The organism is Arthrobacter sp. C152, assembly GCF_054890965.1.
In genome coordinates this window covers 1-22,974 of sequence record NZ_JBTZSU010000040.1, presented here as the reverse complement: position 1 = coordinate 22,974, position 22,974 = coordinate 1, and the positions used below count along the sequence as shown (strand labels likewise).

The following is a 22,974-nucleotide window of genomic DNA, read 5'->3' as shown; positions in this document are numbered from 1 at the left end:
CGGCTCCGTCCGTCATGCGGGCTCCGCGGCAGACAGCAGTTCCCGCTCGTCTCCCCCGGCGGAGTTCCCGGGGTCTTCCGGCCTGGCGACCGGCCAGGTGCGGCCGAGCTTCCCGGCCGCCCGGACACCGGAAAGGGCGCCGTCCTCGTGGAAACCCCAGCCCAGGTAGGCGCCGGCGTAGGCGATCCGGCCGTCGCTGAGGGCGGCGATGGCCTGCTGGGCCTTGAGCGATTCGGGGGTGTACTGGGGGTGCTCGTACACCATGCGTTCCAGGACGGCGTCATCGGCGATCAGTTCGGACTCGCCCAGGCTCACGAGGTACGGCCTGCCGTCCCCGGGGGCGAGCCGTTGCAGGCGGGTCAGGTCGTAGCTCACCAGGACCTTGTCGGGGCGCGCATCGCAGGACGGCAGCCGGTAGTTCCATGAGGCCCTGGCATTCTCCGCCGCGGGCAGGACGGCAGGGTCCTGGTGGAAGACGGTGTGGTTCACCGAATAGGGCATCCCGCCCAGCGCTTCCTTTTCCGCCGGGGTGGCGTCGGCAAGGAACCCGAGCGCCTGGGCCGGATGGGTGGCGATGACGACGGCGTCAAAGTCTTCCAGCCCGTCGGCGGTCATGAGCTCCACCCCTTCGGGAAGCCGGCGGATGGCGGTCACGGGCGTGTTGAGCCGGACGTCCGGCAGGGTCGCGGCGAGCTTTTCCACGTACCGGGCCGAGCCGCCGGTGACGGTGCGCCATTGTGGCGAGCCCTTGATTCCGAGCATGCCGTGGTGGCCGAGGAACGTGAAGAGGTACCGGGCCGGGTAGGCCAGCGCGGTGGTGGGATCGCAGGACCAGACGGCACTGACCACGGGGGTCATGAAGTGGGAAATAAAGTACGGGCTGAAGTTTTCGCGTTCGAGGAACGCCCCGAGCGTCAGTTCCGGGATATCCACCTCAGCGGTGACGGACGACGGCGGCGCAGAGTTCAGCAGTTCCCGCGCCTTGCGGTAGAACCGGGTGACTTCCAGCAGCATCAGCAGGTAGCGGCCGCGCAGCAGGCTGGACGGCCGGGCGATGATCCCGCGGGCGCCTTCGCGGGCACCGGCATACTCCAGTCCGCAGCCGTCGCAGCGGATGGACATGCTCATTTCGGAGTCCTGCGTTTCCACCCCGAGCTCGGCAAACAGCCTCAGCAGGGTGGGGTACGTCCGCTCGTTGTGCACGATGAAACCGGTATCGACGCCCAGGACAGACCCGTCGGGCTGCGGCATGTCGTGCGTGTGCGCGTGTCCGCCCAGCCGTGCATCGGCTTCGAAGAGGGTGACGTCATCCTCCCGGTTGAGCACGTAGGCCGCCGTTAGTCCGGCCACGCCGCTGCCGACCACGGCGACGCGCCGCCGGCCGCCTGCACTTCCTGCTGGGGTAGGTGTCACCTGATGCTCCTCTGCTGAACATTTGCCGCTGGCCCCGGTTTCCCTGGATTGGGTGCACCTGGGCTGAGTGTACAGAGGGCAATTCGCTGCGCTCCGCAGCGCGGATGGGCGGGCACGGCATTCTTTTTGCCGCGGGCTGCGAAGCCCGCCAGGTGTGCGCACGGTGGCGGGCCCGCGGAGTACTGTGGGCTGGTGGTAAATCCGGTGCACCTGAAGACCCTGTTGGAAGTGACAAGGCTGGGCTCGTTCGCGGCCGCGGCGGCAACGCTCGGCTACACGGCCTCCGCGGTCTCCCAGCAAATGTCTGCCCTGGAACGGGACACGGGCGTCACCCTCTTCCAGCGTTCGGCGCGCAGCGTGATCCCCACGGAAGCCGCCGTCGTCATGACCCGCCATGCCGCCAAGGTGCTCACGGACATCGAAGCGCTCATGGCCGCCGCGTCCCGCGCCATGGACACGGAAACCCAGGAACTGCGGTTGGGCATCTTCCCCAGCCTGGCCACCTACGTCCTGCCCCGCATCCTGCGGAACCCGGCCTGGAAGAACCTGGGCATCGACCTGCGCGTGTCAGTGGCTGAGCCCGGCCAGACCATCCAGGGCCTGCGCAGCGGCGGTGACCTGGACCTGGCCGTTGTTTTCCAGGTGGGGCAGACCGGTTTCGCCTGGCCCAACACGATCAACCGGCAATGGATCGGGGACGATGACTTCCGGGTGGTGCTGCCCGCTGGCTGGGGCTTCCGCGCCGATGCCAAGGTGGCCGCCGACCACCTCTCCGAGATGCCCTGGATCATGCACCACCCCGGCACCAGCGACGCGATGGTGATCGAACGGCTATTCGCCGGCTGCAACCTGCATCCGCGCGTGGTGGCCCACAGCGACGACTTCCACGCGAGCCTGGAGATGGCGGCCGCGGGGCTGGGCGCAGCCCTCGTCCCGGAGCTGGCACTGCGGAACAAACCGCAGGGGGTGGTGGTGCTGGATGTCCCGGAAATCCGGCTCGCCCGCAACGTCTTTGCCCTGCTGATCAACGACCGGAAGACCGCCAGGGTACAGCTTTTCGTGGATCTGCTCGCCGAAACTCTCGCCGGGATGCGCACGGCGGTGAATTAGGCCCGAACGCTGGAATGGTCTGCACTTCGGGTCTATGTTGAGACTATGAACAAGGTAGCGAGCCAGCACTTTGGAGAGATCGAGCTCAACCACGGCAGGGATCACTCCATCGCCGCCAAGCATGAGCTGCGTGGCCACCCGCTGGAACTCGACCTGAACATCACCGCCCACGACCATTTCGACGAAGCGGCGCTCCGCAAGGTGGACTACCGGCTGCGCTTCCTGCCCGAACTCGTGGACGAGGTGCGGGAGATGATCGCCGAGGAACTCGAACAGGACGGCACCAGCCCGCAGGAATACCTGCACTTCCACTGCAACGCCCTCAAGGACGAGCATCTGCACAAGGTCTTCGGCGTCCACGACCGCAGCGAGCTCACCAACGACGTCTTCCTCAAGGCCCTCAAACTGGGCCACGTGGGCATCTACCCGGGCCAGCCGGAACGCTACTTCGTCATGGACTTCACCCTCGGCGAGCACTTCACGGACGAGGTGCTGGTGGCATCGGCGGACGAGGACGGCGTGGTGGACGACGAGATCGTCTGGGAGTCCTGATTAAAGAGGCCGGGTTTCGACAGGCTCAACCACCGGTGGTTGAGCCTGTCGAAACCCGTTTTTCCTACTTCGCTGCTTCCAGCAGTTCCGCGCGGACTGCCTGGGTTGCCTTGACCAGGTTGCGCAGCGATTCCTCCGTCTCGGCGTAGGCGCGGGTCTTCAGGCCGCAGTCCGGGTTGACCCAGAGCTGGCGGGACGGAACGTGCTTGACCGCGGTGGCGAGAAGCTCGGTGACTTCCGCTTCGCCCGGCACGCGCGGCGAGTGGATGTCGTAGACACCCGGACCAACGCCGCGGCCGAAGCCGTGGGACTCCAGGTCGTGGACAACCTCCATGCGGGAGCGGGCGGCTTCAATCGAGGTCACGTCGGCGTCGAGGCCGTCAATCGCGTCGATGATCACGCCGAACTCCGAGTAGCAGAGGTGGGTGTGGACCTGGGTGGCGTCCGCTGCCCCCGCCGTAGCCAGGCGGAAGGAATCCACCGACCACTTAAGGTAGTCGGCCTGGTCTGCCTTGCGGAGCGGGAGCAGCTCACGCAGGGCCGGCTCATCGACCTGGATGACCTTGATGCCGGCCGCCTCAAGGTCGGCGATCTCGTCGCGCAGCGCCAGGCCCACCTGGTTGGCGGTCTCGCCCAGCGGCTGGTCGTCGCGGACGAAGGACCACGCCAGGATGGTGACCGGACCGGTGAGCATGCCCTTCATCGGCTTGCTGGTCAGCGACTGTGCGTACTCGGCCCACTTGACGGTGATGGGGGCGCTGCGGGTGACGTCGCCCCACAGAATGGACGGACGCGTGCAGCGTGAGCCGTAAGACTGGACCCAGCCATGGACGGTGACGTCGAAGCCTTCCAGGTTCTCGGCGAAGTACTGGACCATGTCGTTGCGCTCGGGCTCGCCGTGCACCAGGACGTCGTAGCCCAGCTCTTCCTGCAGGTCCACGACGCGTTTGATCTCGTCCTTCATGAGCTGCTCGTACTGTTCGTCGCTCAGTTCGCCCTTGGTGTTGCGGGCGCGGGCGGACCGGATGTCCGAGGTCTGCGGGAAGGAGCCGATGGTGGTGGTGGGCAGCGGCGGAAGGTGCAGTGCTTCCTCCTGGGCGGCTTCCCGGACGGAGTACGCCGAGCGGGTGAAGTCGGCCGCGGTCAGGGCTTCGGTGCGGGCGCGGACGTCGCCGCGGCGGACGCCGTCGGCAGTGGCGCGTGAAGCGATCACGGCGGTTGCCTCGTCGATGGCTGCCTTGGCCGAAGCGGGGTCTGCAAGGTAGGAGGCCAGGATCTTGACCTCGACGGCCTTCTGGTCGGAGAACGCCAGCCAGCTGCGGAGCTGCCCGGTCAGCTGGGTCTCCTCCTCGACGTCGTGCGGGACGTGCTGGGTCGAGGTGGAGGTGGAGACGGCAAGCTTGCCCGCGGCAGCCTTCAGCCCGTCCAGTTTCGCCGCGGAGGCGGCGAGGTCGTTGCGCCAGATGTTGTGGCCGTCCACGACGCCGGCCACCAGGGTTTTGTTGCCCAGGCCCGCCAACGCGGCGGAGGAGGGAGCGGCACCCTTGAAGACGTCGATGTGCAGGGCATCGATGTCCGTGGCGGCGAGGGTGCCCAGCTGGGCGTCGAGGGAACCGTACGGGGTGGAGACGAGGATCTGCGGGCGGTTGGCCGCGGCGGCCAGGACCTCGTAGGCCCGGGCAACAGCGGCGTCGATGTCCGCGGCCGGGGCGTCCTGGTCGACCACCAGGGCCGGCTCATCGAGCTGGACCCAGCTGGCGCCGGCGGCGGCGAGCTTTTCGAGCAGCTGGACGTAGACGGGCAGGATGTCCTCGAGGCGGGACAGCGGCGCGAACCCGGCCGGGGCGTCGTCGGAGGCCTTGGACAGGAGCAGGTAGGTGACCGGACCCACGATGTACGGGCGGGTCTCGACGCCGTTGTCCAGGGCGAAGCCGAACTCGTCGACCTTGGCGGTGGAGGCCAGGGTGAACCCGGTTTCCGGGCCGATTTCAGGCACCAGGTAGTGGTAGTTGGTGTCGAACCACTTGGTCATTTCCAGCGGCTGCTGTTCCTTGTTGCCGCGGGCCAGGGTGAAGTAGCCGTCAATGTCCAGCTGGCCCTCAGCGTTGAGGAGCTTACCGAAACGCGCCGGCACGGCGCCCAGGTGGGCGGTGGTGTCCAGGACCTGGTCGTAGAAGGAGAAGGTGCCCGGTACGGCGGCTGCTTCGGTCAGGCCGAGATCCTGCAGGCGCCTGGCGGTGGCCAGCTGGATGTCCTTGGCCGCCGCGTCGAGCGCGGCGGCGTCGATCTTGCCGGACCAGTAGGCCTCGACGGCCTTCTTGAGCTCGCGGCGGCGGCCGATGCGGGGATAGCCAAGGAGCGAGGCGGCGGGGAAGGGGGTGTTTTTGGGTGCAGTCAGTTCAGTCATGGAGAATCCTGGGTTTCTGGGCAGCGCTGACGTCGGGCTGGCGGATGGAAGTGCGTTTACAGCTGGCGGAAGAAGGTGCTCAGCTGGCGAGCTGGGGGCGGGCGATGGCTTCCCGCTGGCTGCGGGGGCGGCTGAACCGCGGGAGGGCGAGCTTATCCAGCACCTCCAGGGCGCTTTGGTGCTCGTTGAAGGTGTAGATGTGGATGCCCGGCGCGCCGGCGTCCAGGGCCGCGTTCGAAAGATCGACGGTGGCGTCGACGCCGATGTGGAGGCGTTCGAGGTCGGTGTCGGCGGCGGCCAGCTTGGCCATGAGCTCCGGGGCGGGTTCGACGCCGGTCAGTTCACCAAGGCGGTTGAGCCGGCGCAGGCTGGTGAGCGGCATGACGCCGGGGATGATGGGGATGGTGACGCCGGCCCGCCGTGCCCGGGTGAGGAGGTCGGCGTACTGGTCGGCGTGGAAGAACACCTGCGTGATGGCGAAGTCCGCACCGGACCGCTGCTTGGCCAGCAGCACCTCGACGTCATGCTCCTCGCTCGGCGACTCGGGGTGGCGGGCGGGGTACGCCGCCACGCCAACGGCGATCTTCCCGGCACACAGCAGTGCCGAACGCCGCTGCTCAACCCGGCGGATAAGCTCGATCAGGTCCTGGGCATAACGGAGCGAGCCGTCCGTGACCTCGCCGTCCTTCGGCAGGTCGCCGCGGAGGGCAAGGATGCCGCGCACGCCGGTATCCAGCAACTGGCCGATGATGCCGGCCAGTTCCTGCGGCGTGTTGCCTACGCAGGTCAGGTGGGCCAGTGGGCGGAGCGTGGTTTCGAGCAGCAGCCGGTTGATCAGTTCGACGGCGGTGTCCCGGTTGGAGCCGCTGGCACCGTACGTGATGGAGACATAGTCCGGCTCGGTGGTCTCCAGCTCACGGATGGTGGTCCAGAGTGTTTCGGCGGCAGCCGGCGAACGGGGCGGAAACAGTTCGTAGGACAGCGCCACCGGAGCGGCGTCGGAGAGATTCGGGTGTGTGTCAATAAGGCTTGGTGGTGACATTTGCGTCCTTGGCTTTGGGCCATTGGGGGCTGCCTGCCACGGGTGTGGCGGCGGTCCGGCAATGAATTTGAGTTTGGGGAACACGGAAGAACTCCACAGGACGCAGCCGTGACTGTTACGCCTGGAACGAAGTTTTCCGTGAGCAAATGTCAGGCCCACATGGGGGCACCCACACCCTCCGCACGGAGGATCGCTGACACGTTACCGCGGTAACTTGTATAAGACTCTATGACGCGCCATGGGTCGTGTTCAAGTTGGCTGCCGAATTAAGACACAGTTTTACGGGCTGTTTTCACCTGGCGGCAGAATTTTGTTCGCCGGCGGCCCCGTTACCAGGGACGTTCCGGTGCGGGCGCCGGATCACCGTCCAGGTATTCCTCCCTTTCCCGGGCGCTGTTCCGCTGCCGCTCCGCCTGCCTCGCGCTGTCCTGGAGCTGCTCACGTTGGCTCTGGCTTCCGTCGTTGGGAGGGTTATCCGATGCAGGGTCCCCCGGTGTCCCGTCCTGCGGGGCTGCGGCCCGCCCTGCCGCATCCAGCTTGCCGGCGAGCCGTTCGCGGGCGTCCGCCAGGGCCCCGGACGCCCCGGCGGGAGCCCCGGCAGTAAAGCACCCCGCGGGTGATTCGCCAAGGACGGCCACCGCATCCTGGAACAGGGCAACGGCCGACGCCGGGTCCGCTGCCCGGAGCTTGTCGTCACCGAGGCGTTCAATCACCAGGACCAGGTTGATCCGGACCAGGCATTCGTCACCGGAACCCCGTGGAACGCCGGCGAGTGCCTGCTCGAAGGCGGCGCGGGCGGCACCGAAATCCCCCGCCAGGACTGCCGCGTCCCCAGCGGCAAAAGGCGCCTTGTAGGGTTCCAGGACATTGGCGATGCCCAGGGCCGCGGCGGCGGACCCGACGGCAGGCGGATCCCCGGCAGCGAAGGCCTGCGCCGCCCGGTCAGCGAGGATCCCGACACTGAGGAGCTTGGCCGCCGCACACAGGACCAGGAGCACTGGCAGCACCGACCACAGCAGCAGGCGGCGCCGGCGGCTTGCGGCCGTCATCGGGCAACCTCCCGGGTAGGCCTGGAGCCGCTGTCCCCGGCAGCGCTGCCCGTTCGTCCAGTGGCCGTGTACTGCGGGGCGGGCGTCCCCGGTGAGGCGGGGCCGGGCCGCGGGAGTCCGCGGAGCCGGCGGACTATGACGCCCGCTTCCGCCAGGGCCAGCAGGAACGCGCCGGCAGCGAGGATCCAGTACAGCTCGGCCGGGGTCGCGAGCGAACCGTCCTCCTGCGCATGTGCGGCGGTGGCCGGGTGTGCCTGCTGCATCATGGCCGCCACGGGGTCGCCCGCGCCGCGGTGGACGTAAGGTACGCCGAGCTGCTGAGCAATGGTCCGCAGCCGTCCCTCGTCGATGACGGACACCGCGTCGCCGCCGCTTGCCCGGCTGTCCTGCACATACCGGGCTTGCCCCGCGGCGCCCGAACCGCCGTCGGATGGGCCGCCGTCGGAATCCCGTCCGGTGTTCACCTTCATCCGTCCGCCGTTGGCGGTGCCGTAGCCGAGCACCGCTCCCCCGTCCACCAGGCCTCCTGCCAGGGTCAGGGCCTCCGGCTCCTTGCCGCTGGTCTGCTCGCCGTCGCCGACGTAGTAGACCAGGCGGGGCCGGCCGGGGTGGCTGTCGCGTGCAGCGGCCAGCCGTTCGGCCAGTACCTGGCGGGCCGCGGTGATGCTGCTTCCCCTGGCATAGGCCGTCACTTGGGGTTCAAGGACGTCCGTGATGGTTTGCAGGGCCAGCGTGTCGGTGCTCAGCGGCATCCGGACGTGGGCGGTTGTGTCGAAGGTGATCACCGAGAACCGCGCGCCCGGCAGTTCTCCGGCAACGGCCATGATGTCCCTGCGGACGCCCTCCAGCCGCGGGGCGCCGTCGCCGTAGTCCTCGGCCACCATGCTGGTGGTGGTGTCCACGACGAAGAACACGTTGAGCTCGGCGCTGGCAGCCTGGGCCGTGCCGCCGGGAAGGCCGGGGCGCAGGGCCGCCGCCACGACCAACAGGACAATGGCCGCCCGGCGTATCCCACCGAAACTGCCCGGCCGGTTTACCGTGCGCGGCCACTCCAGGGTGCGCGGCCACCTCAGGGTGCGCGGCCGTTCGAAACGGCCGGCCCGTGCCGGCCGCATCCGCCAGGACGCGAAGCACAGCACCACGGCGGAAAGGAGCGCGGCGGCAAGCGGCAGAGCGGGCGCTTCCGAGATGACGGCCCGCGGGGCGCCCTGGATGGCCGCGGTTTCGGTGTCCTCGACGGCGGCCACTATGCCGGGCACGGCGTCGGGGCTGTCCAGGGCGTAGTACCGGCCGCGGGTGGTTTCGGCGGCGGCCCGCAACTGGGCGCCCGGCTGGTCGGGGCCCGGGCCGTAGTCCAGGTCGCCGGGGTTCAGCGCGTAAACGTGGACCGCGCGGTCCGCCGCCAGCCGCGCGGCCTGCTCCAGGGTCATGATCGGCTCGCCCGAGAGGAGGTTGTCGGTAGCGAGCACCACCGACCGCGAGCGCTTGTCCCCGCTTGTTGGGCCACCGCCCTGCCCGGCAGTTCCCGGGAAGCTGTTGAGGCAGGAGGCGAGTCCGTCGCCGATCAGGGACGAGCCGCGGCCGCTCCAGGTTCCGTCCAGGAATCCGGAGCTGCCGGGTTTGCCGTCGAAGGCGTCGCGTGCCAGTGTGAGCTGCTCCTGGGCGTAGGCGTAGTCGTCGGTCAGCGGGAAGACCTGGATGGCGGTGCTGTCGAAGATCGTCAGGCCGATCCGTTCGCCGTCGAAGTTGCGGGCGAGGTCCGCGAAGGTGTCCACGACGGCGGCGTCGGCGCTGCTCATGGAACCGGAGGCGTCGAGGCAGAGCATGATGTCGCGGTTATGCCGCTCCGGTGTGACGGTGGCGACGTCCGCCGGCCGTGCCGCGGCTACTGCGGTGGACACCAGCAGCGCAGCGCAGGCGGTCCCCGCAATAGCCAGCAAGGTCCGGTGCCGCCGCAGGGCCGCCTGGTATTCCGGCAGCGCGGTGAGCCTGTCGGCGTGGGCCACCGGCCGTCGTCGTGCGTTGGACGGACCGCGGCGCAGCGCAGCCCACCCCGTGGCCGCTGCGGCAAGCGCTGCCAGCGGGAGCATCCACCAGAAGATCAGGTCCATGAGCGCACCGCCTCGCAGGCCCGCGCGGCCGAGGCCCCGACGTGCGGCAGCGGGTCCGGGCCGAACTCGGCCGGATAGAGCGCTGCCACCGCGGCGGCCGCCGCGGGGAGGGGATGCCGCGCCAGGTCCTGGTGGGTCATCCGGGTGGCATCCACCCCGGTGGCGTCACGGACGAAGCCGCGCAGCAGGAGGCTGATTTCCTGGTGCGCGGCGCGGGCAGTAAGCCGGCCGGCAGCCGCGTCGCCTTCGACGTCGGTGATGCGCTGCAGGTAGGCGGCCTTCAGCGCAGGCAGGTCGGTCAGCGCGGCACGGCTGCGCGCCTGCCGCGGGTCCGGCCGGGTGGCGGCGAATACGTAGGCGAACCAGCCGGCCACCAGGACCAGCAGGGCCGCTCCGCACCACAGCCAAAGCGGGCTGTACGGCAGCGGGCCGTAGTAGGCAGGGTCAGCCGGCACGGCGGTGCCTTTCCAGGAGCGCGAAGAGCGCAGTGATGACGTCCCCGCTGCCCGCCACGTCGCCTTCGGTGATCCCGGCGCTGCGCAGCATGGCTTTCCGGTCTGCGTCCCGCTGCAGGGTGGCTCTCGCGTAGGCGGCCGCCACAGCCTCGGACATGGCAGGCTGCCGGGCCAGCAGGGAGGAATCGGCCACGCTGAACGACTCCGTGCCGGCCGCCGGGTCCGATGGCGCCAGCTCCGCGTCGCGGATGGTCAGCCACAGCATTTCGTGCTGCGCCCGGAGCCTGCGCAGAAGCTGCGCGGTGGCGGCCGTGGCAGGAATTTCGTCGGCGACGACGAACAGGAGGTGGCGGCCGGTGACGGTGCGGGCCACTGCGCCCAGCTGGTCCTGGATGCTGCTGGGGGCCGCGTCCAGCCGGGCGTGGGAGTCAACGTGCCGGAGGAGCCGTTCCAGGTGCGCCTCGCCTGCCTTGGCGGGCAGGGACCGGGTGCCGGCGGCGTCGCCGCACACCAGTCCCACCACGTCGCCGTGGCGGTGGGCCAGATAGCCCAGGACGCCAAGGGCTAGGACGGCGATGTCCTTCTTCGCCTCCCCCGAACGGGATTCTGCGGCCATGTTCCGGCCCGTGTCCGTCACCAGGAGCACCGTCTGCCGGCGGACGGCCACGTAGCGCCGGATGAGGGGTGAGCCGTGGCGTGCGGTGGCCTTCCAGTCGATGTCACGGACGTCGTCGCCGGGCACGTAGGCGCGCAGGTCGTCGAAGTCGAGGCTGCGGCCGCGGAAAACGGCGGCGTACTCGCCGTCGAGCATGCCGCGTGCCTTGCGGTGGGCGAAGATGGCCATCTTCGACTTCACGCGTTTGAGGAGGCTGGCCATGCGGGGTCAGGGGGTCTGGACGGCGCCGACGACGGCGTCAATCACCGACTCGACCGGCACCTGTTCCGCCACGGCATCGAAGTTCAGGATGAGGCGGTGCCGCAGCACCCGGTGCGCCAGCGACCTGACGTCCTCCGGGATGACATGGTCCCGGCCGTTGAGCAGGGCCACCGCGCGGGCGGCCTGGCTGAACGCGATGCTGGCGCGCGGGCTGGCACCGAACTCGATGAACCCGGCGAGCCTGCCGTCGATGTACTGGTGGGCGTTGCGGGTCACGTACACCAGCCCCACGATGTAGTTCACCACGGCCGGGTCGATGTAGATGCGCCGGACCAGGTCCTGGATTTCGGTGACGGCGTCCAGGGAGGCGGCGGCCGGGGGCTTCAGGCCGGGGTCGAACACCCCGGCGTCGATCCTGCGGATGATCTCGGCTTCCTCCGCCGGCGACGGATAGTCCAGCACGTCCTTGAGCATGAAGCGGTCCATCTGGGCTTCGGGCAGCTGGTAGGTGCCCTCCTGCTCAACCGGGTTCTGGGTGGCCAGGACCAGGAACGGCGAGGGCAGCCGGTAGTCCTGGCCGCCGATGGAGGTCTGGCGCTCCTGCATCGCCTCGAGCATGGCGCTTTGCGTCTTGGCGCTGGACCGGTTGATTTCGTCCAGCAGCACGATGTTCGTGTGCACCGGCCCCAGCTGGGTCTGGAAGGTCCCCTTCGCGGCGTCGTAGACCTGGGTGCCGACGATGTCGCTGGGCAGCAGGTCCGGGGTGCATTGGATCCGCCGGAACTCGGCGCTGACGGCTTCGGCCACGGTCTGCGCCGCGGTGGTCTTGGCCAGCCCGGGAACGCTTTCGAGCAGGATATGCCCGCCGGTGAGCAGGCCCACCAGGAGCGACTCCCGCAGCCTGGACTGGCCCACGACCTTCGCGTCGAAGCTGCGCGAGATGTTGCCGGCCACCTGCTGCGCCCGGGCCAGCTCCGCTGGTGTGATTCGTGCGGGCACGCTGGTCGAAAGCACTGGTTTCCCCCTGGTAACGGTGATGGGCGCGCGGGCCGGGCCGGCCGCCTCCCGCCCGCCATCCTATCCAAGCCGGGGGCCGGGAGTCCGGCAATGGGGACCCCTCCCCTTGCGGGGCCTGCAGGTCTATCCTTTTGCCATGATTGAGCTTCCAGCCAGTTACAAAGAGTTCCTCTCCGACAAGAACCAGATGTTCATCGACACGGTCAGGCCCGTGCTGATGCAGTCCGCGGCGGAGAAACTGCACGGCGTCCGGGTTGTCTACAACCCAGGGGCCACGGGCCACCAGGCCCACCTGGACGACAGCATCCCGTTCGGCGTCGTCGTCGAGGATATCGATTAACCCCTGACCGCGCCTGACAAGGCCAAGGCGGTGCCGGCGCCCCTCGCCACAATGACGTACAGGGCAAGCACCGGCACCGAATAGAGGATGGAAAATGCGGCCAGTTGGCCGTAGGCGACTGCCCCGTGCTGTCCAAAGAAGCTGAAGATCGAAACCGCGGCCGGCTGCCTGGCCTCGGACAGCAGCAGCACGAAGGGAACGAAGAAGTTCCCCCAGGCCTGGATGAAGACGAAGATGAACACCACGCCAAGGCCGGGGCGCATGAGCGGCAGCACGATGCTGCGCAGGGCCGCCATCCTGGAGGCACCGTCCATCCAGGCCGCTTCCTCCAGTGCCAGCGGGACGGCATCCATGAAATTCCGCGTCATCCAGATCGCCATGGGCAGGCTGGTCGCGGCCAGGAAGAGCACCGTGGCCGGCAGCGAGTCCAGGAGCCGCAACTGGACGAAGAGCCCATACACCGGGACCATGATGGCGGTGACCGGAAGGCAGGTGCTGAACAGGATCCCGTACATGAACGGGGTATTGAACCGGGAACTGTAGCGGGACAGCGGGTAGGCGGCCAGCACGGCGGCGGCAAGCGTCACCGCCCCAGTCCCCGCGGACAGCAGCAGGCTGTTCAGCAGCGGACGGAACAGCAGGCCGGGGGTCAGGACGGCGGCGAAGTTGTCCAGGACGGGATCCTGCGGAATCTTCGTCCCGTGCCCGGCCCCCGCGTCCAGGGAGCCGAAGACAAGCCACAGCAGCGGCAGCAGGAAGCACGCGCCCACCAGCAGAAGCACAGCATCCGCAAGGGTGCTGCCCCGCCGCCGCCGGGCCGCGTGCGGCCGGACCACCCGCGGGGGCAGGTGCAGGGGTGCGGTCACGGCCGCTGCTCCCGCAGCAGGCGGAGGTAGACCGCTCCGAACACTGCCCCGAGGAGGATCAGGACGGCTGCGACGGCGGTCCCGTACCCGATGTCGCCGAACTTGAAGGCCTCCTGGTAGGCGAGGACGGGCAGGGTGGTGCTGGCGTTGGCCGGGCCGCCGGCGGTCATGACCCAGATCAGGGTGAAGACGGCCAGGGTCTGCAAGGTGACCAGCATGAGGTTCGTGGCGATGCTTCCCCTGATCACCGGCAGGGTGATGAACACGAGCCGCTGCCAGGGCCCGGCGCCGTCCATGTGGGCGGCTTCGCTGAGCTCGGCAGGGACCCCGTCCAGCGCTGCCCGGTACACCAGCATCGAAAAGGCCGTGCCGCGCCAGACGTTGGCCAGGACCAGGGCCGCCATGGGGACCGTGTAGAGCCAGTCGACGCCTGGCTGACCCACGCCGCCGAGCAGTTGGTTCAGCGTCCCGTCGCGGCTGAAGAAGGCGTAGGCGGCGAAGGCGGCCACGATTTCCGGGAGGACCCAGGCGGCGACGACGGCCGTGCCCACGGCGGCGGACACGGCCGGGCGCGCCCGGCGCATCAGCACGGCCAGCGCCAGCCCGAGCAGGTTTTGGCCCAGCACCGCGGACCCGGCAACGAACACCACCGTCAGCCCCAGCGAGAGCGGGAAGACCGGGTCCTGCAGCAGCCGCTGGTAGTTCTCCAGCCCCACCCATTGCGGGTTCCTGGCGCTGCGGCCGGTGAGCCCGGCGTTCGTCAGCGACGCGTGGAAGGCCCACAGCACCGGCCCGGCAAGGAACACCGCCAGCAGCACGGCGGCGGGCAGGACAGGCAGGTAACGGAGCACCTGCCGTGTCCGGTGCGTTGCCGGCACGGGCTACTTCCGGATGGTCTTGTCGCCGCCCACGATTCCTGCCACGGCGGCGTCGTAGTCTGCCGCCGCCTGTTCCGGGGTCCGGTTGCCGGTGATCACGGCCTCGGTGGCCTCCTGGACAGCAGCGGAAATCCGCGGGTAGTCGGAAGTTGCGGGGCGGTACCGGGTGACGGAGACCAGGCTTGAGACGTCCTTCACGAACGGGTTGGCGGACTGGTACCCGGGGTCGGCGGCCACGTCGGTCCGGACCGCGATCTGTGAGCTGGCGACGGTGAAGTCCAGCGAGTTTTTCGCGTTCAGCGCGGTGGCGAGGAACTTGAAGGCCAGGTCCGCCTGCTTGGTTTCCGCGCCGACCGCCAGGGTCCAGCCGCCGGACATGCTGACGGCGCCCGGGGCCTGTCCTTTTTGCGTGGGGAACGGGGCAACGCCCATGTCCTGCGCATAGCCGGGCCATTCGTAGCTGCCGCCTTTTTGCCAGAACGACGGCGAGTAGGAGCCTTCCACGGTGGCCCCCAGTTTCCCTTGCGAGAACCATTCGCCGAAGACTTTCTTCCACACGTTCGGGTCCAGGGCGTCCGCCGGGGCGACGGCGAGCTTTTCGCTGTACAGCGTCTTCAGGAAGGTCAGCGAGTCCGTGAAGCCGGCGGAACCGACCACCCATTTCTTCGAATCCTGGTCATAGAGGCTGGCCCCGGTACCGTACAGGAGCTCATAGAACCCCTGCATGACGGTTCCTTCGCCGGTGCCCTTGCCGGCGTACAGGTTGAACGGGATGGCCGAGGGGTCATTGGCCTTGATCTTCCTGGCGGTGTCCAGGATGTCCTGCCAGCTGGCAGGCCGCCAGGGCAGCGCAATCCCGGCCGCCTGCAGGACTTTCTTGTTGTACCAGATGGCCCGGGTGTCGGTGCCCAGCGGCACCGCGTACGTGCCGCCGTCGTCCGCTTTTCCAGCCTCCTTGGCCGCGGCGTCGAACTTGCCCCAGTCCGCCCAGGCGTCAAGCCGGCTGTCCAGCTTCAGGAGGTAGCCGGCGTCGACGTCGGAACGCACCTTGAAGGTGTCCTCGTAGAAGACGTCGGGCGCGGTGGACGGCGAACGCAGGGCCAGGGCCAGCTTGGTGCCGTAGTCCTCGTCGTTGGCCTGGATGGGCTGGAGCTCAACGGTCACGCCCTGGTTGGCGGCCTCAAACTCTTTCTTGGCCGACTGGAACATGGTGTCCAGCGCAGTGAAGGCGTCCGTCTTCTGGTAGGCCACCTTGATGGTCTTTGGTCCCTCCGCCGGATTCCCGGGCGTGCAGGAGGCAAGGGCCAGCACGGCGGCGGCCAGCAGGGACAGTGTGGTCAGGGGCCGGCGTCGCATGGTGACCTCAGCTTTCCAGGAGGAGCCGCTGGGCCCGCGGCGCGAGGGTGTGTTCCAGGACCAGGGAGGCTGCGCCGATGGCTCCGACGTCCTCCCCCACCCCGGTGCCCACTACTTCGATGGGGTGGATCAGCCGGACGTCGCTGTTGGCGTCCAGCAGCGGGGGAACCATCTCCAGGTAGCGTTCCGCCAGCCCGCCCCAGAAGGGGCCGCCGAAGACGACCCGTTCGACGTCCAGGGCGTTGGTGACCACCGATGCCGCCCGGGCCACCAGGACGGCCGACCTGTCCAGGATGGCGGCCGCCTGTTCGTTGCCGGCGTCGGCGAGTTCGCACAGCCGGGAGAAGCTTTGCTGGACCTCGGCGCCGCTGCCTTCAGAGCCGGAGCCGTCAAGGATTCCGGCGGCCTCGGCCTGGGCGACCAGGACCTGCGGGATGGCGGAGGATTTGACGCAGCCGCGCTGGCCGCAGTCGCAGGGCGGGCCGTCCGGGTCCACGATGATGTGGCCGATCTCGCCCGCGTTGCCGGAGGTGCCGCGGACAACCTCGTCATTAAGCACGATGCCGCAGCCGATGCCGGTGCCCATGTACATGAACACGAAGCTGCCGGCGCCGCTGGGCCCGCCGGCCCACGTTTCGGCGACGGCGGCGCTGGTCACGTCCTTGTCCACCAGCACCGAATAGCCGGTGGCCCGGGCCAGGGCGTCGCGCAGTTCCACCCGGTCCCAGCCGGGCAGCAGCGGCGGATCCACCACGGTGCCGTTGTCCAGGTCGATGGGGCCGGGGGCGGCGACGCCGAGGCCGGCGATCCGGTGCTGGTCCACTCCCGAATCCGCCACGAGCTGGGCGATCTCGGTGGCAATCGTGGTGATCACCGCGGACGGGTCGTTGCCGCCGGGGGTCTTGATCCGCGAATGCCGCACCACCGCGCCGACGAGGTCGAGCACCACGAAGGTGGTCACCGCAGGATCGAGGTGGACGCCCAGGGCGTACATGCCGCGGGGGTTCAGGCGCAGGATGGTCCGGGGCTTGCCGGGGCCGCTGCCTTCCTTGCCGGCCTCGACGATGAGGTTCTGGTCCAGCAGGCGGCGGGAGATATTGGAGATGGTTTGCGGGGACAGGCCCACGATCTGCGCGAGCTCCACCCGGCTCAAGCCGCCGGAGGTCCGGCGGATTGCGTCCAGGATGACCGTGAGGTTGAAGTCCCCCATCCTGGGCAGGTTGGTTCCGCGCCTCGGAGAGGATTGGCGGATCTCAGTCACGGTGTCCCCTAAACGTCTTCGGCTGCCAGCATATTGCTGATGCTTTGAATCGTACGTTAAGGGTGCGCGCAGGCACACTCATGCCGGGCGGCGGCGCGGCGGTGTTTTCCCTGTTGGGTCCGCTTTCCGTGCCCGGGCGGCAGTGCGCGTGGCGGTCCGCGGCGGCAGGCCGTCGCTCAGGCCGCGGGCCCGCGCCGGGTGCTGCGGGTGACGATGAATTTGGGGTTTTGGCCCTCCACTACGGTGGGCCCCACTTGCCGTTCCAGGGCCGGCAGGTACGGCAGGTGGCGGTTGAAGACGGTCCAGAGCTCCCCTCCGGGTGCCAGGACACGCGCCGCGGCCTCGATCATCTTAAGCCCTGCCCCGGCGTGCACGCCTGCCCCGACGTGGAAGGGCGGGTTGAGCAGCACGGCATCCACCGCGCCGTCCGGGAAGGTGCCCAGCGCGTCATCCTGCAGGACGCTGATCCGGTCCGCCAGCCCGTTCGCCTGCGCGGTGGCCAGCGCGGACTGCACGGCCGCCGCCGACTGGTCGGTGGCGGTGACCGCAGAGCCTGGAAACTGGCGGGCGTACATCGCGGCGATGATTCCCGTGCCGCAGCCAAGGTCGACGGCGTGCCGGGCCGGCTTCATGGCGGGCAGGAACGTCAACAGGAACCTGGTGCCGATGTCCAGCCTGGGACCGGCGAACACCGCGCCGTGGGCCGCCACCTTCAGGTCGAGCTCAGCCAGGTGTTCCACCACGGGGAAACGGGCCGGGGCGGCGTCCGGCCTGACGCCCCGGGCCAGTACCACCCGCGACTTCTGGCGTGCCAGCTGCGGCTGGACCGAGCGGAAGTACCTCTCAAGGACCGCGTTCATGCCAAGGGACATGTGCTTCACGCGGCCTCCGGCCAGCAGCAGGACGTCCGGCGCAGCGTACCGGGCGACGGCGGCCGCGGTTTCGTCGAGCTCGGCGAGCGTCTTGGGCAGCTGCAGGAGGACGGCGTCCGCCCCGGACAGGAGTTCCTCCCCCAGCGGCACCTGCACGAACCCGGCGCCTCCCGCGCCGGGTTCGTCGCCGCCTTGGGCCGCCAGTTCGGCCGCATTGAGCCGCAACGCGCGTTCACCGCTCACCAGGTCCTGGTGGACGCGCAGCGTCGCCGGCGCGAGCACGGCGCGGGCACCCAGGGTCAGGGCCCCGTAGCGGTCCCCGATCACGGCGATGCCGCGTCCCTGGACGCCCTGTTCCGCGGCGGTTTCCAGCAGCAGCCGGTCGGTGGCGTCCCAGGCCTGCAGGTTGGGCGCTTCGACGTCGGGCCGCCGGCGCAGGACACGGAAGACGTCCTCAAGGGAGTGTGCTGCCACCTGTGTCCTGCCGCCTTCTGTTGTCATTGCCGTGCCGCTTGGGTCAAACGGGTCAGCCCCACGTTACCGGTTCCGCCGCCGTCGCCATCCCCGGAAGGGCCAGAATGGCCGTGACCACCGCGCGGCCGGCCCTGTTGGCGCCAATGGTGGACGACGACGGGCCGTACCCTACGAGGTGGACGCGCGGCTCGGCCGCCACGCGGGTGCCGTCCATCGCGATTCCGCCGCCGGGTCCCCGAAGGTGGAGCGGTGCCAGATGCTCCAGTTCCGCCCGGAAGCCGGTGGCCCAGAGGATGACGTCGGCGGCCAGGAAGCTCCCGTCGGCCCGCCGGACACCGCCCGGTTCGATGGCGGTGAACATGGGCTGCCGCTCGAGGACACCCCGCTCCTTTGCGGCGCGCAGGGCCGGTGTCCAGACCAGCCCGGTCGCGGACACGACGCTTTGCGGTGGCAGCCCCTGGCGCACGCGCTCCTCCACCAGGGCCACGGCATCGTGCCCCGCTTTGGCGTCAAAGGGGGCGTCCCGCCACACCGGCTCCCTGCGGGTGAACCAGCTGGTGGACGTGACCTGCGAGATCTCGTCGAGGAGTCCGACAGCGGAGATGCCGCCGCCCACCACGATGACGTGCCGGCCCGTGAACTCCGTGGCGGAGACGTAGTCCGCGACGTGCAGCTGCCGGCCGCGGAACGACGACTGGCCGGGGTAGATGGGCCAGAAGGGGCGGGTCCACGTGCCGGTGGCATTGATGATGGCCCTCGCGCTCCAGTCGCCGGCCGGTGTACTGATCCGTAACCGCCCTGCGGGATTGCCGTCCTCCCGGCTGACGGCCAGGACCTTGACGGGCCGGTGGATCGGAAGGCCCAGTTCTGCCTCGTAGCTTCCGAAGTAGCGGGTGAGGAATGCGGAGCTGGCTTCCGCGGGATCAACGTCCGGCTTGGCGATGCCCGGCAGGTCGCTGATTCCGTTGACGGTGTCCATGCGCAGGCTCTTCCAGCGGTGCCGCCAGGCACCTCCTGGCCCGCTCTCGGCGTCGAGCACAACGAAATCAACGCCCCGGCGCCGCAGGTGGTAGGCGGCCGACAGGCCTGCCTGGCCCGCGCCGATCACCAGGACGTCGGTCAGCTCGGGATTCACTCCCCCATGATAGTCGCGGAGGGCATTGCGGCTTTAGGGTGGGCGCATGGACGAAGCAGGAGCCGGCCGGGCGGAAACGGGAACCACAGGACATGCTGCACGGCTGGCCAGGGCGCTTGCCGTCGTGCTCGGGACCCACCAGATACCGCTGCGGCTGCGGGCGTGGGACGGCTCGGAGGCGGGCCCACCGGACGCACCGGTCCTGGAGTTCCGGTCCCGGAAGGCGCTGCGGCGGATGCTGTGGTCTCCGGGACAGCTGGGGCTGAGCCGCGCCTACGTGGCCGGCGAGATCGATGCGCCCGGCGATGTCTTCGCCGCGTTCACGGCCCTCAGCTCGGCAGGCAAGTTCGCCGAACCCGGGCCGTTCCGGGCACCGACCGCCGCGGAACTGTGGCTGCTGCTGAGGACCGCGGTCCGGCTCGGCGCGGTGGGGTCGAACCCCGCTCCGCCGCCCGAGGAGTACCGGACCAGGCGGGGAAGCAAGGTGCATTCGCGCCGCCGGGATGCCGCGGCGATCTCGCACCATTACGACGTCGGCAACGACTTCTATGCCCTGGTGCTGGGCCCGTCCATGGTCTACTCCTGCGCCGTGTGGCCGGCCGCTGCGGACGGCGATCCCGGAGCGGATGGTGGCCTGACCGGCGGGCTCGATCATGCGCAGGAGGCCAAGCTGGACCTGGTGTGCCGCAAGCTGGGCCTGGGGCCGGGCATGCGCGTCCTGGACGTGGGGTGCGGCTGGGGCAGCTTCGCACTGCACGCCGCCGCGAAGTACGGCGCCACGGTGGTGGGTGTCACCCTGTCGGCGGAGCAGGCCGCGCTGGCCCGGAAACGGGCAGCCGACGCCGGCCTGACGGACCGGGTGGAAATCCGTGTGCAGGACTACCGGGACGTGCAGGACGGGCCGTTCGATGCCATCAGCTCCATCGGGATGTCCGAACACGTGGGGCGGGTGCAGACTCCGGCGTACGCAGCGGCGCTTTTCGGGCTGCTCAGGCCCGGCGGCCGGCTGCTGAACCACGCCATCTCATGGAACGCGGGCCCCACCAGCCCGGACCCCGATTCGTTCATCCCGCGGTATGTATTCCCCGACGGCGAAATGATCAGCCTCGGCGAGATGGTGGTGGCGCTGGAGACCGCAGGCTTCGAAGTGCTGGACGTCGAGGCCCTGCGGCGCCATTACGCGCTGACACTCCGTGCGTGGGTCAGCCGGCTGGAGGAGCACTGGGAACGCGCCGTCCACCTGGCCGGCGCGGGCCGGGCCCGGGTCTGGCGGCTGTACATGGCTTCCAGCGCCCTCGGTTTCGAAAACGGGCTGACCGGCGTCAACCAGGTGCTGGTGCGGCGCCCCGGGCCCGGGGAGCCGCCGCTGCGCCGCACCGGCTGGCTGTAGGAACAGCGCCGCCCTGCCGGGACGCAACCCGGCAGGACGGCGGCTTGGATCCGGGAGCTGCCCCGGAAGGCTAGGCAACCGGTGATGGACCTCCCGGCTGCGTGTAACGCTGGGTCTTCTCGATCTCCACCACCTTGGGGTCCGTCTCGTCGGCGGCGTAGTCGGTGGGCCTGGTGAGGTCCTCGCCGGTCCGGACCTTGAACGCCCGCAGCACGAGGGTCAGGACGGCGGCGATCACCAGGTTGAGGGCGAAGGCGGAAACAGCGATGTACACGCTGAAGTCCGTGCCGGGGATCGGTGCCACCGAACCGCCGAAGTGGGCTTTGGTCACGGGGTTGATCACGTTGTAGGCGGACACGGTGCCGAAGACGATGCCTGCCGCCCAGCCGGCAAGCAGCGCCCAGCGGTCGAACCAGCGGGTGTAGAGGCCGGCGACGACGGCCGGGAAGGTCTGCAGGATCCAGATGCCGCCCAGCAGCTGCATGTTGATGGCCGTGGACTGGTCCATGGCGATCACGAAGACCAGCGCGCCGACTTTCACGACGAGGGAGACGATCTTGGAGACCTTCGCCTCGGTCTTGGGGTCAACGTCCGGCCGGATGAAGTCCCGGTAGATGTTGCGCGTGAACATGTTGGCCGCGGCGATGGACATGATGGCCGCGGGGACCAGGGCGCCGATGGCGATGGCCGCCAGGGCGATCCCGGCGAACCAGGCCGGGAAATGGTCCAGGAACAGCTGTGGAACCACCAGCTGCGGGTTGACGGAACCGTCCAGGTCGATGGGTTTGGTTCCTGCCTTGATGGCTGCGAATCCGAGCAGCGCCAGGAACCCTAGCATCAACGAGTAGAGCGGCAGGATGGCCGCGTTGCGCCGGATGGTGTTGCGGGCCTTGGAGGCCAGCACGGCCGTCACCGAATGCGGGTACATGAACAGGGCCATCGCCGAGCCCAGGGCCAGTGACCAGTACGCGGAATAGTTGGCGGCCCCCGGGATGAAGACGCCGGCGGGTTTGCCCGTGGCCTGGTTCACCGTGCCGAGCTTGTCCTGGGCGGCGCCGAAGATCGTGTCCCAGCCGCCGAACTTGATGGGCAGGTAGATGATGGCGACGATGACGGCAAGGTAGATCAGCAGGTCCTTGACGACGGCGATCATCGCCGGCGCCCGGAGGCCCGAGGTGTAGGTGTAGGCGGCCAGCACGACGAACGCCAGGATCAGCGGCAGGTCGGTCAGCAGGACGTTGTCCGAACTTCCGAGGCCGAGCACGGTGAGTACCGCTTTGATGCCCACCAGCTGGAGGGCGATGTAGGGCATGGTGGCCACGATGCCCGTGACCGCGACGGCCAGGGACAGCCAGCGGCTTCCATAGCGGCCGCCCACGAAGTCCGCGGACGTCACGTAGCCGTGCCGGTGGGACACCGACCACAGCCGGCTCATGATGATGAAGATGATGGGGTACAGGACGATGGTGTACGGCACGGCGAAGAAGCCGCTGACCGCGCCGGTTGCCCACATGGCCGCCGGGACAGCGACGAACGTGTAGGCGGTGTAGAGGTCCCCGCCGAGCAGGAACCAGGTAATCCAGGTCCCGAAGCCGCGGCCGCCCAGGCCCCACTCATCCAGGCTGTGCAGCCCTTCCTCGGCACTGCGCCGCCACCTGGCCGCGAGGAAGCCCATCACTGCCACCACAACGAACAGCAGCACCACGATGACCAGTGCGATCCAGTTGATCTCCCGCCCGTTCATGGCCGTTCGCCACCCATGCCAGCCTCGGCGGAGCCCTCACCGGTCCATGGCGGCCCGCCTGCACGGACCGCTGCCCGCCGTCGCCGGTCCTCCCTGGTGACGAGCCAGTAGGCGGTTCCGGTCAGCGCGGCGGACACGGGCACCCAGAGCAGCTGGTACCAGTAGAAGAACGGCATGCCGCCAAGCCGTGGCGCATCGAAGGAGTAAAGCTGCGGCATCAGGGGAATCAGGATGGCGGCTGCCAGCAGGACACCGGCGCCGACGTAGGGCGCGGGCCTGGCCGGCCCGCGGATGGCGGTATCCCGGGTCAACGGCGCTCCGTTGGAAGAAGCTTCGTCGTTCGGGCTGTAGCCGGAACCGTCTGCGTGGGACATCTGCGACCTCCTCGTCAGCCCGTCCCGCGGCCGCCGCTTCGGATGAAAGCCGTCCGGAGGCGGGACGATGTGCCCTCAATCACAGTTGTACCGCGCTTTGACCTGCGCCGGAAGGGTTTCCGCCCCGATCAGTTGCCGCTGGCAACAACAAAGGGAACCATCAATCCTGATGGTTCCCTTTGTTGTTGTTTCTGTTCGGTGGAGCTGAGGGGACTCGAACCCCTGACCCCCTGCATGCCATGCAGGTGCGC

General features: G+C 69.1%; 20 protein-coding genes. 4 read left to right on the top strand and 16 right to left on the bottom strand.

Going from position 1 to position 22,974, the window contains the following annotated elements; translation table 11 throughout:
• Window positions 1-12 precede the first annotated feature (12 nt).
• A complete protein-coding gene (locus tag ACYSM9_RS19105) occupies window positions 13-1,413 on the bottom strand; it encodes an NAD(P)/FAD-dependent oxidoreductase (protein ID WP_461858534.1) in 1,401 nt (466 codons plus the stop codon).
• 192 nt (window positions 1,414-1,605) lie between these two features.
• Here ACYSM9_RS19105 and ACYSM9_RS19100 point away from each other — a divergent pair, with 192 nt between their 5' ends.
• Both ACYSM9_RS19100 and ACYSM9_RS19095 read left to right on the top strand, forming a co-directional pair.
• On the top strand, window positions 1,606-2,523 hold the full coding sequence (locus ACYSM9_RS19100; protein ID WP_461858533.1) for a LysR family transcriptional regulator: 918 nt from the start codon (window positions 1,606-1,608) through the stop codon (window positions 2,521-2,523).
• Between the two features lie 45 nt (window positions 2,524-2,568).
• Window positions 2,569-3,075 (top strand): DUF2004 domain-containing protein, encoded by a 507-nt coding sequence (locus ACYSM9_RS19095; RefSeq protein WP_461858532.1) that lies wholly within the window; start codon window positions 2,569-2,571, stop codon window positions 3,073-3,075.
• Between the two features lie 64 nt (window positions 3,076-3,139).
• Here ACYSM9_RS19095 and metE read toward each other — a convergent pair whose 3' ends face one another.
• From metE to ACYSM9_RS19060, 7 genes are all read right to left on the bottom strand, one after another.
• Window positions 3,140-5,482, bottom strand: coding sequence for a 5-methyltetrahydropteroyltriglutamate--homocysteine S-methyltransferase (gene metE, locus ACYSM9_RS19090; protein ID WP_461858531.1), 2,343 nt, complete (start codon window positions 5,480-5,482; stop codon window positions 3,140-3,142).
• Between the two features lie 79 nt (window positions 5,483-5,561).
• A complete protein-coding gene (locus ACYSM9_RS19085; RefSeq protein WP_461858530.1) occupies window positions 5,562-6,524 on the bottom strand; it encodes a methylenetetrahydrofolate reductase in 963 nt (320 codons plus the stop codon).
• A gap of 329 nt (window positions 6,525-6,853) precedes the next feature.
• Window positions 6,854-7,573 (bottom strand): hypothetical protein, encoded by a 720-nt coding sequence (locus ACYSM9_RS19080; protein ID WP_461858529.1) that lies wholly within the window; start codon window positions 7,571-7,573, stop codon window positions 6,854-6,856.
• Window positions 7,570-9,684 (bottom strand): vWA domain-containing protein, encoded by a 2,115-nt coding sequence (locus ACYSM9_RS19075; protein WP_461858528.1) that lies wholly within the window; start codon window positions 9,682-9,684, stop codon window positions 7,570-7,572. The genes ACYSM9_RS19080 and ACYSM9_RS19075 overlap by 4 nt, the downstream gene beginning before the upstream one ends.
• The gene (locus tag ACYSM9_RS19070) at window positions 9,675-10,139 is read right to left on the bottom strand and encodes a hypothetical protein (protein WP_461858527.1); all 465 of its coding nucleotides are present in this window, start codon (window positions 10,137-10,139) and stop codon (window positions 9,675-9,677) included. The genes ACYSM9_RS19075 and ACYSM9_RS19070 overlap by 10 nt, the downstream gene beginning before the upstream one ends.
• A complete protein-coding gene (locus ACYSM9_RS19065) occupies window positions 10,129-11,016 on the bottom strand; it encodes a DUF58 domain-containing protein (protein ID WP_461858526.1) in 888 nt (295 codons plus the stop codon). Before ACYSM9_RS19065 ends, ACYSM9_RS19070 begins: the two co-directional genes overlap by 11 nt.
• Before the next feature lie 6 nt (window positions 11,017-11,022).
• The gene (locus tag ACYSM9_RS19060; RefSeq protein WP_461858525.1) at window positions 11,023-12,030 is read right to left on the bottom strand and encodes an AAA family ATPase; all 1,008 of its coding nucleotides are present in this window, start codon (window positions 12,028-12,030) and stop codon (window positions 11,023-11,025) included.
• A gap of 139 nt (window positions 12,031-12,169) precedes the next feature.
• On the opposite strand from ACYSM9_RS19060, the gene ACYSM9_RS19055 reads away from it, so the two are divergent.
• A complete protein-coding gene (locus ACYSM9_RS19055; RefSeq protein WP_461858524.1) occupies window positions 12,170-12,373 on the top strand; it encodes a hypothetical protein in 204 nt (67 codons plus the stop codon).
• Here ACYSM9_RS19055 and ACYSM9_RS19050 read toward each other — a convergent pair.
• From ACYSM9_RS19050 to ACYSM9_RS19025, 6 genes are all read right to left on the bottom strand, one after another.
• Complete coding sequence (locus ACYSM9_RS19050; protein WP_461858542.1) at window positions 12,370-13,221, bottom strand: carbohydrate ABC transporter permease; 852 nt, start codon at window positions 13,219-13,221, stop codon at window positions 12,370-12,372. The two genes, ACYSM9_RS19055 and ACYSM9_RS19050, sit on opposite strands and share 4 nt — an antisense overlap.
• Before the next feature lie 14 nt (window positions 13,222-13,235).
• Window positions 13,236-14,117: a carbohydrate ABC transporter permease gene (locus ACYSM9_RS19045; protein ID WP_461858523.1), complete on the bottom strand. Its 882-nt coding sequence runs from the start codon at window positions 14,115-14,117 to the stop codon at window positions 13,236-13,238.
• Between the two features lie 3 nt (window positions 14,118-14,120).
• On the bottom strand, window positions 14,121-15,473 hold the full coding sequence (locus ACYSM9_RS19040) for an extracellular solute-binding protein (RefSeq protein ID WP_461858522.1): 1,353 nt from the start codon (window positions 15,471-15,473) through the stop codon (window positions 14,121-14,123).
• Window positions 15,474-15,480: 7 nt separating this feature from the next.
• On the bottom strand, window positions 15,481-16,683 hold the full coding sequence (locus ACYSM9_RS19035) for an ROK family transcriptional regulator (RefSeq protein WP_461858541.1): 1,203 nt from the start codon (window positions 16,681-16,683) through the stop codon (window positions 15,481-15,483).
• A gap of 227 nt (window positions 16,684-16,910) precedes the next feature.
• The gene (locus tag ACYSM9_RS19030) at window positions 16,911-18,080 is read right to left on the bottom strand and encodes a class I SAM-dependent methyltransferase (protein WP_461858521.1); all 1,170 of its coding nucleotides are present in this window, start codon (window positions 18,078-18,080) and stop codon (window positions 16,911-16,913) included.
• Between the two features lie 52 nt (window positions 18,081-18,132).
• Window positions 18,133-19,215 (bottom strand): FAD-dependent oxidoreductase, encoded by a 1,083-nt coding sequence (locus ACYSM9_RS19025; RefSeq protein ID WP_461858520.1) that lies wholly within the window; start codon window positions 19,213-19,215, stop codon window positions 18,133-18,135.
• 46 nt (window positions 19,216-19,261) lie between these two features.
• On the opposite strand from ACYSM9_RS19025, the gene ACYSM9_RS19020 reads away from it, so the two are divergent.
• Entirely contained in the window at window positions 19,262-20,605 is a 1,344-nt protein-coding gene (locus ACYSM9_RS19020; RefSeq protein ID WP_461858519.1) for a class I SAM-dependent methyltransferase, read from the top strand.
• A 70-nt stretch (window positions 20,606-20,675) separates the two neighbouring features.
• Here the strand turns inward: ACYSM9_RS19020 and mctP are convergent, their stop codons facing one another.
• Together mctP and ACYSM9_RS19010 are read right to left on the bottom strand one after the other, a co-directional pair.
• Window positions 20,676-22,349: a monocarboxylate uptake permease MctP gene (mctP, locus tag ACYSM9_RS19015; protein WP_461858518.1), complete on the bottom strand. Its 1,674-nt coding sequence runs from the start codon at window positions 22,347-22,349 to the stop codon at window positions 20,676-20,678.
• Window positions 22,346-22,723 (bottom strand): DUF3311 domain-containing protein, encoded by a 378-nt coding sequence (locus tag ACYSM9_RS19010; protein WP_461858517.1) that lies wholly within the window; start codon window positions 22,721-22,723, stop codon window positions 22,346-22,348. Before ACYSM9_RS19010 ends, mctP begins: the two co-directional genes overlap by 4 nt.
• Between the last annotated feature and the right edge of the window lie 251 nt (window positions 22,724-22,974).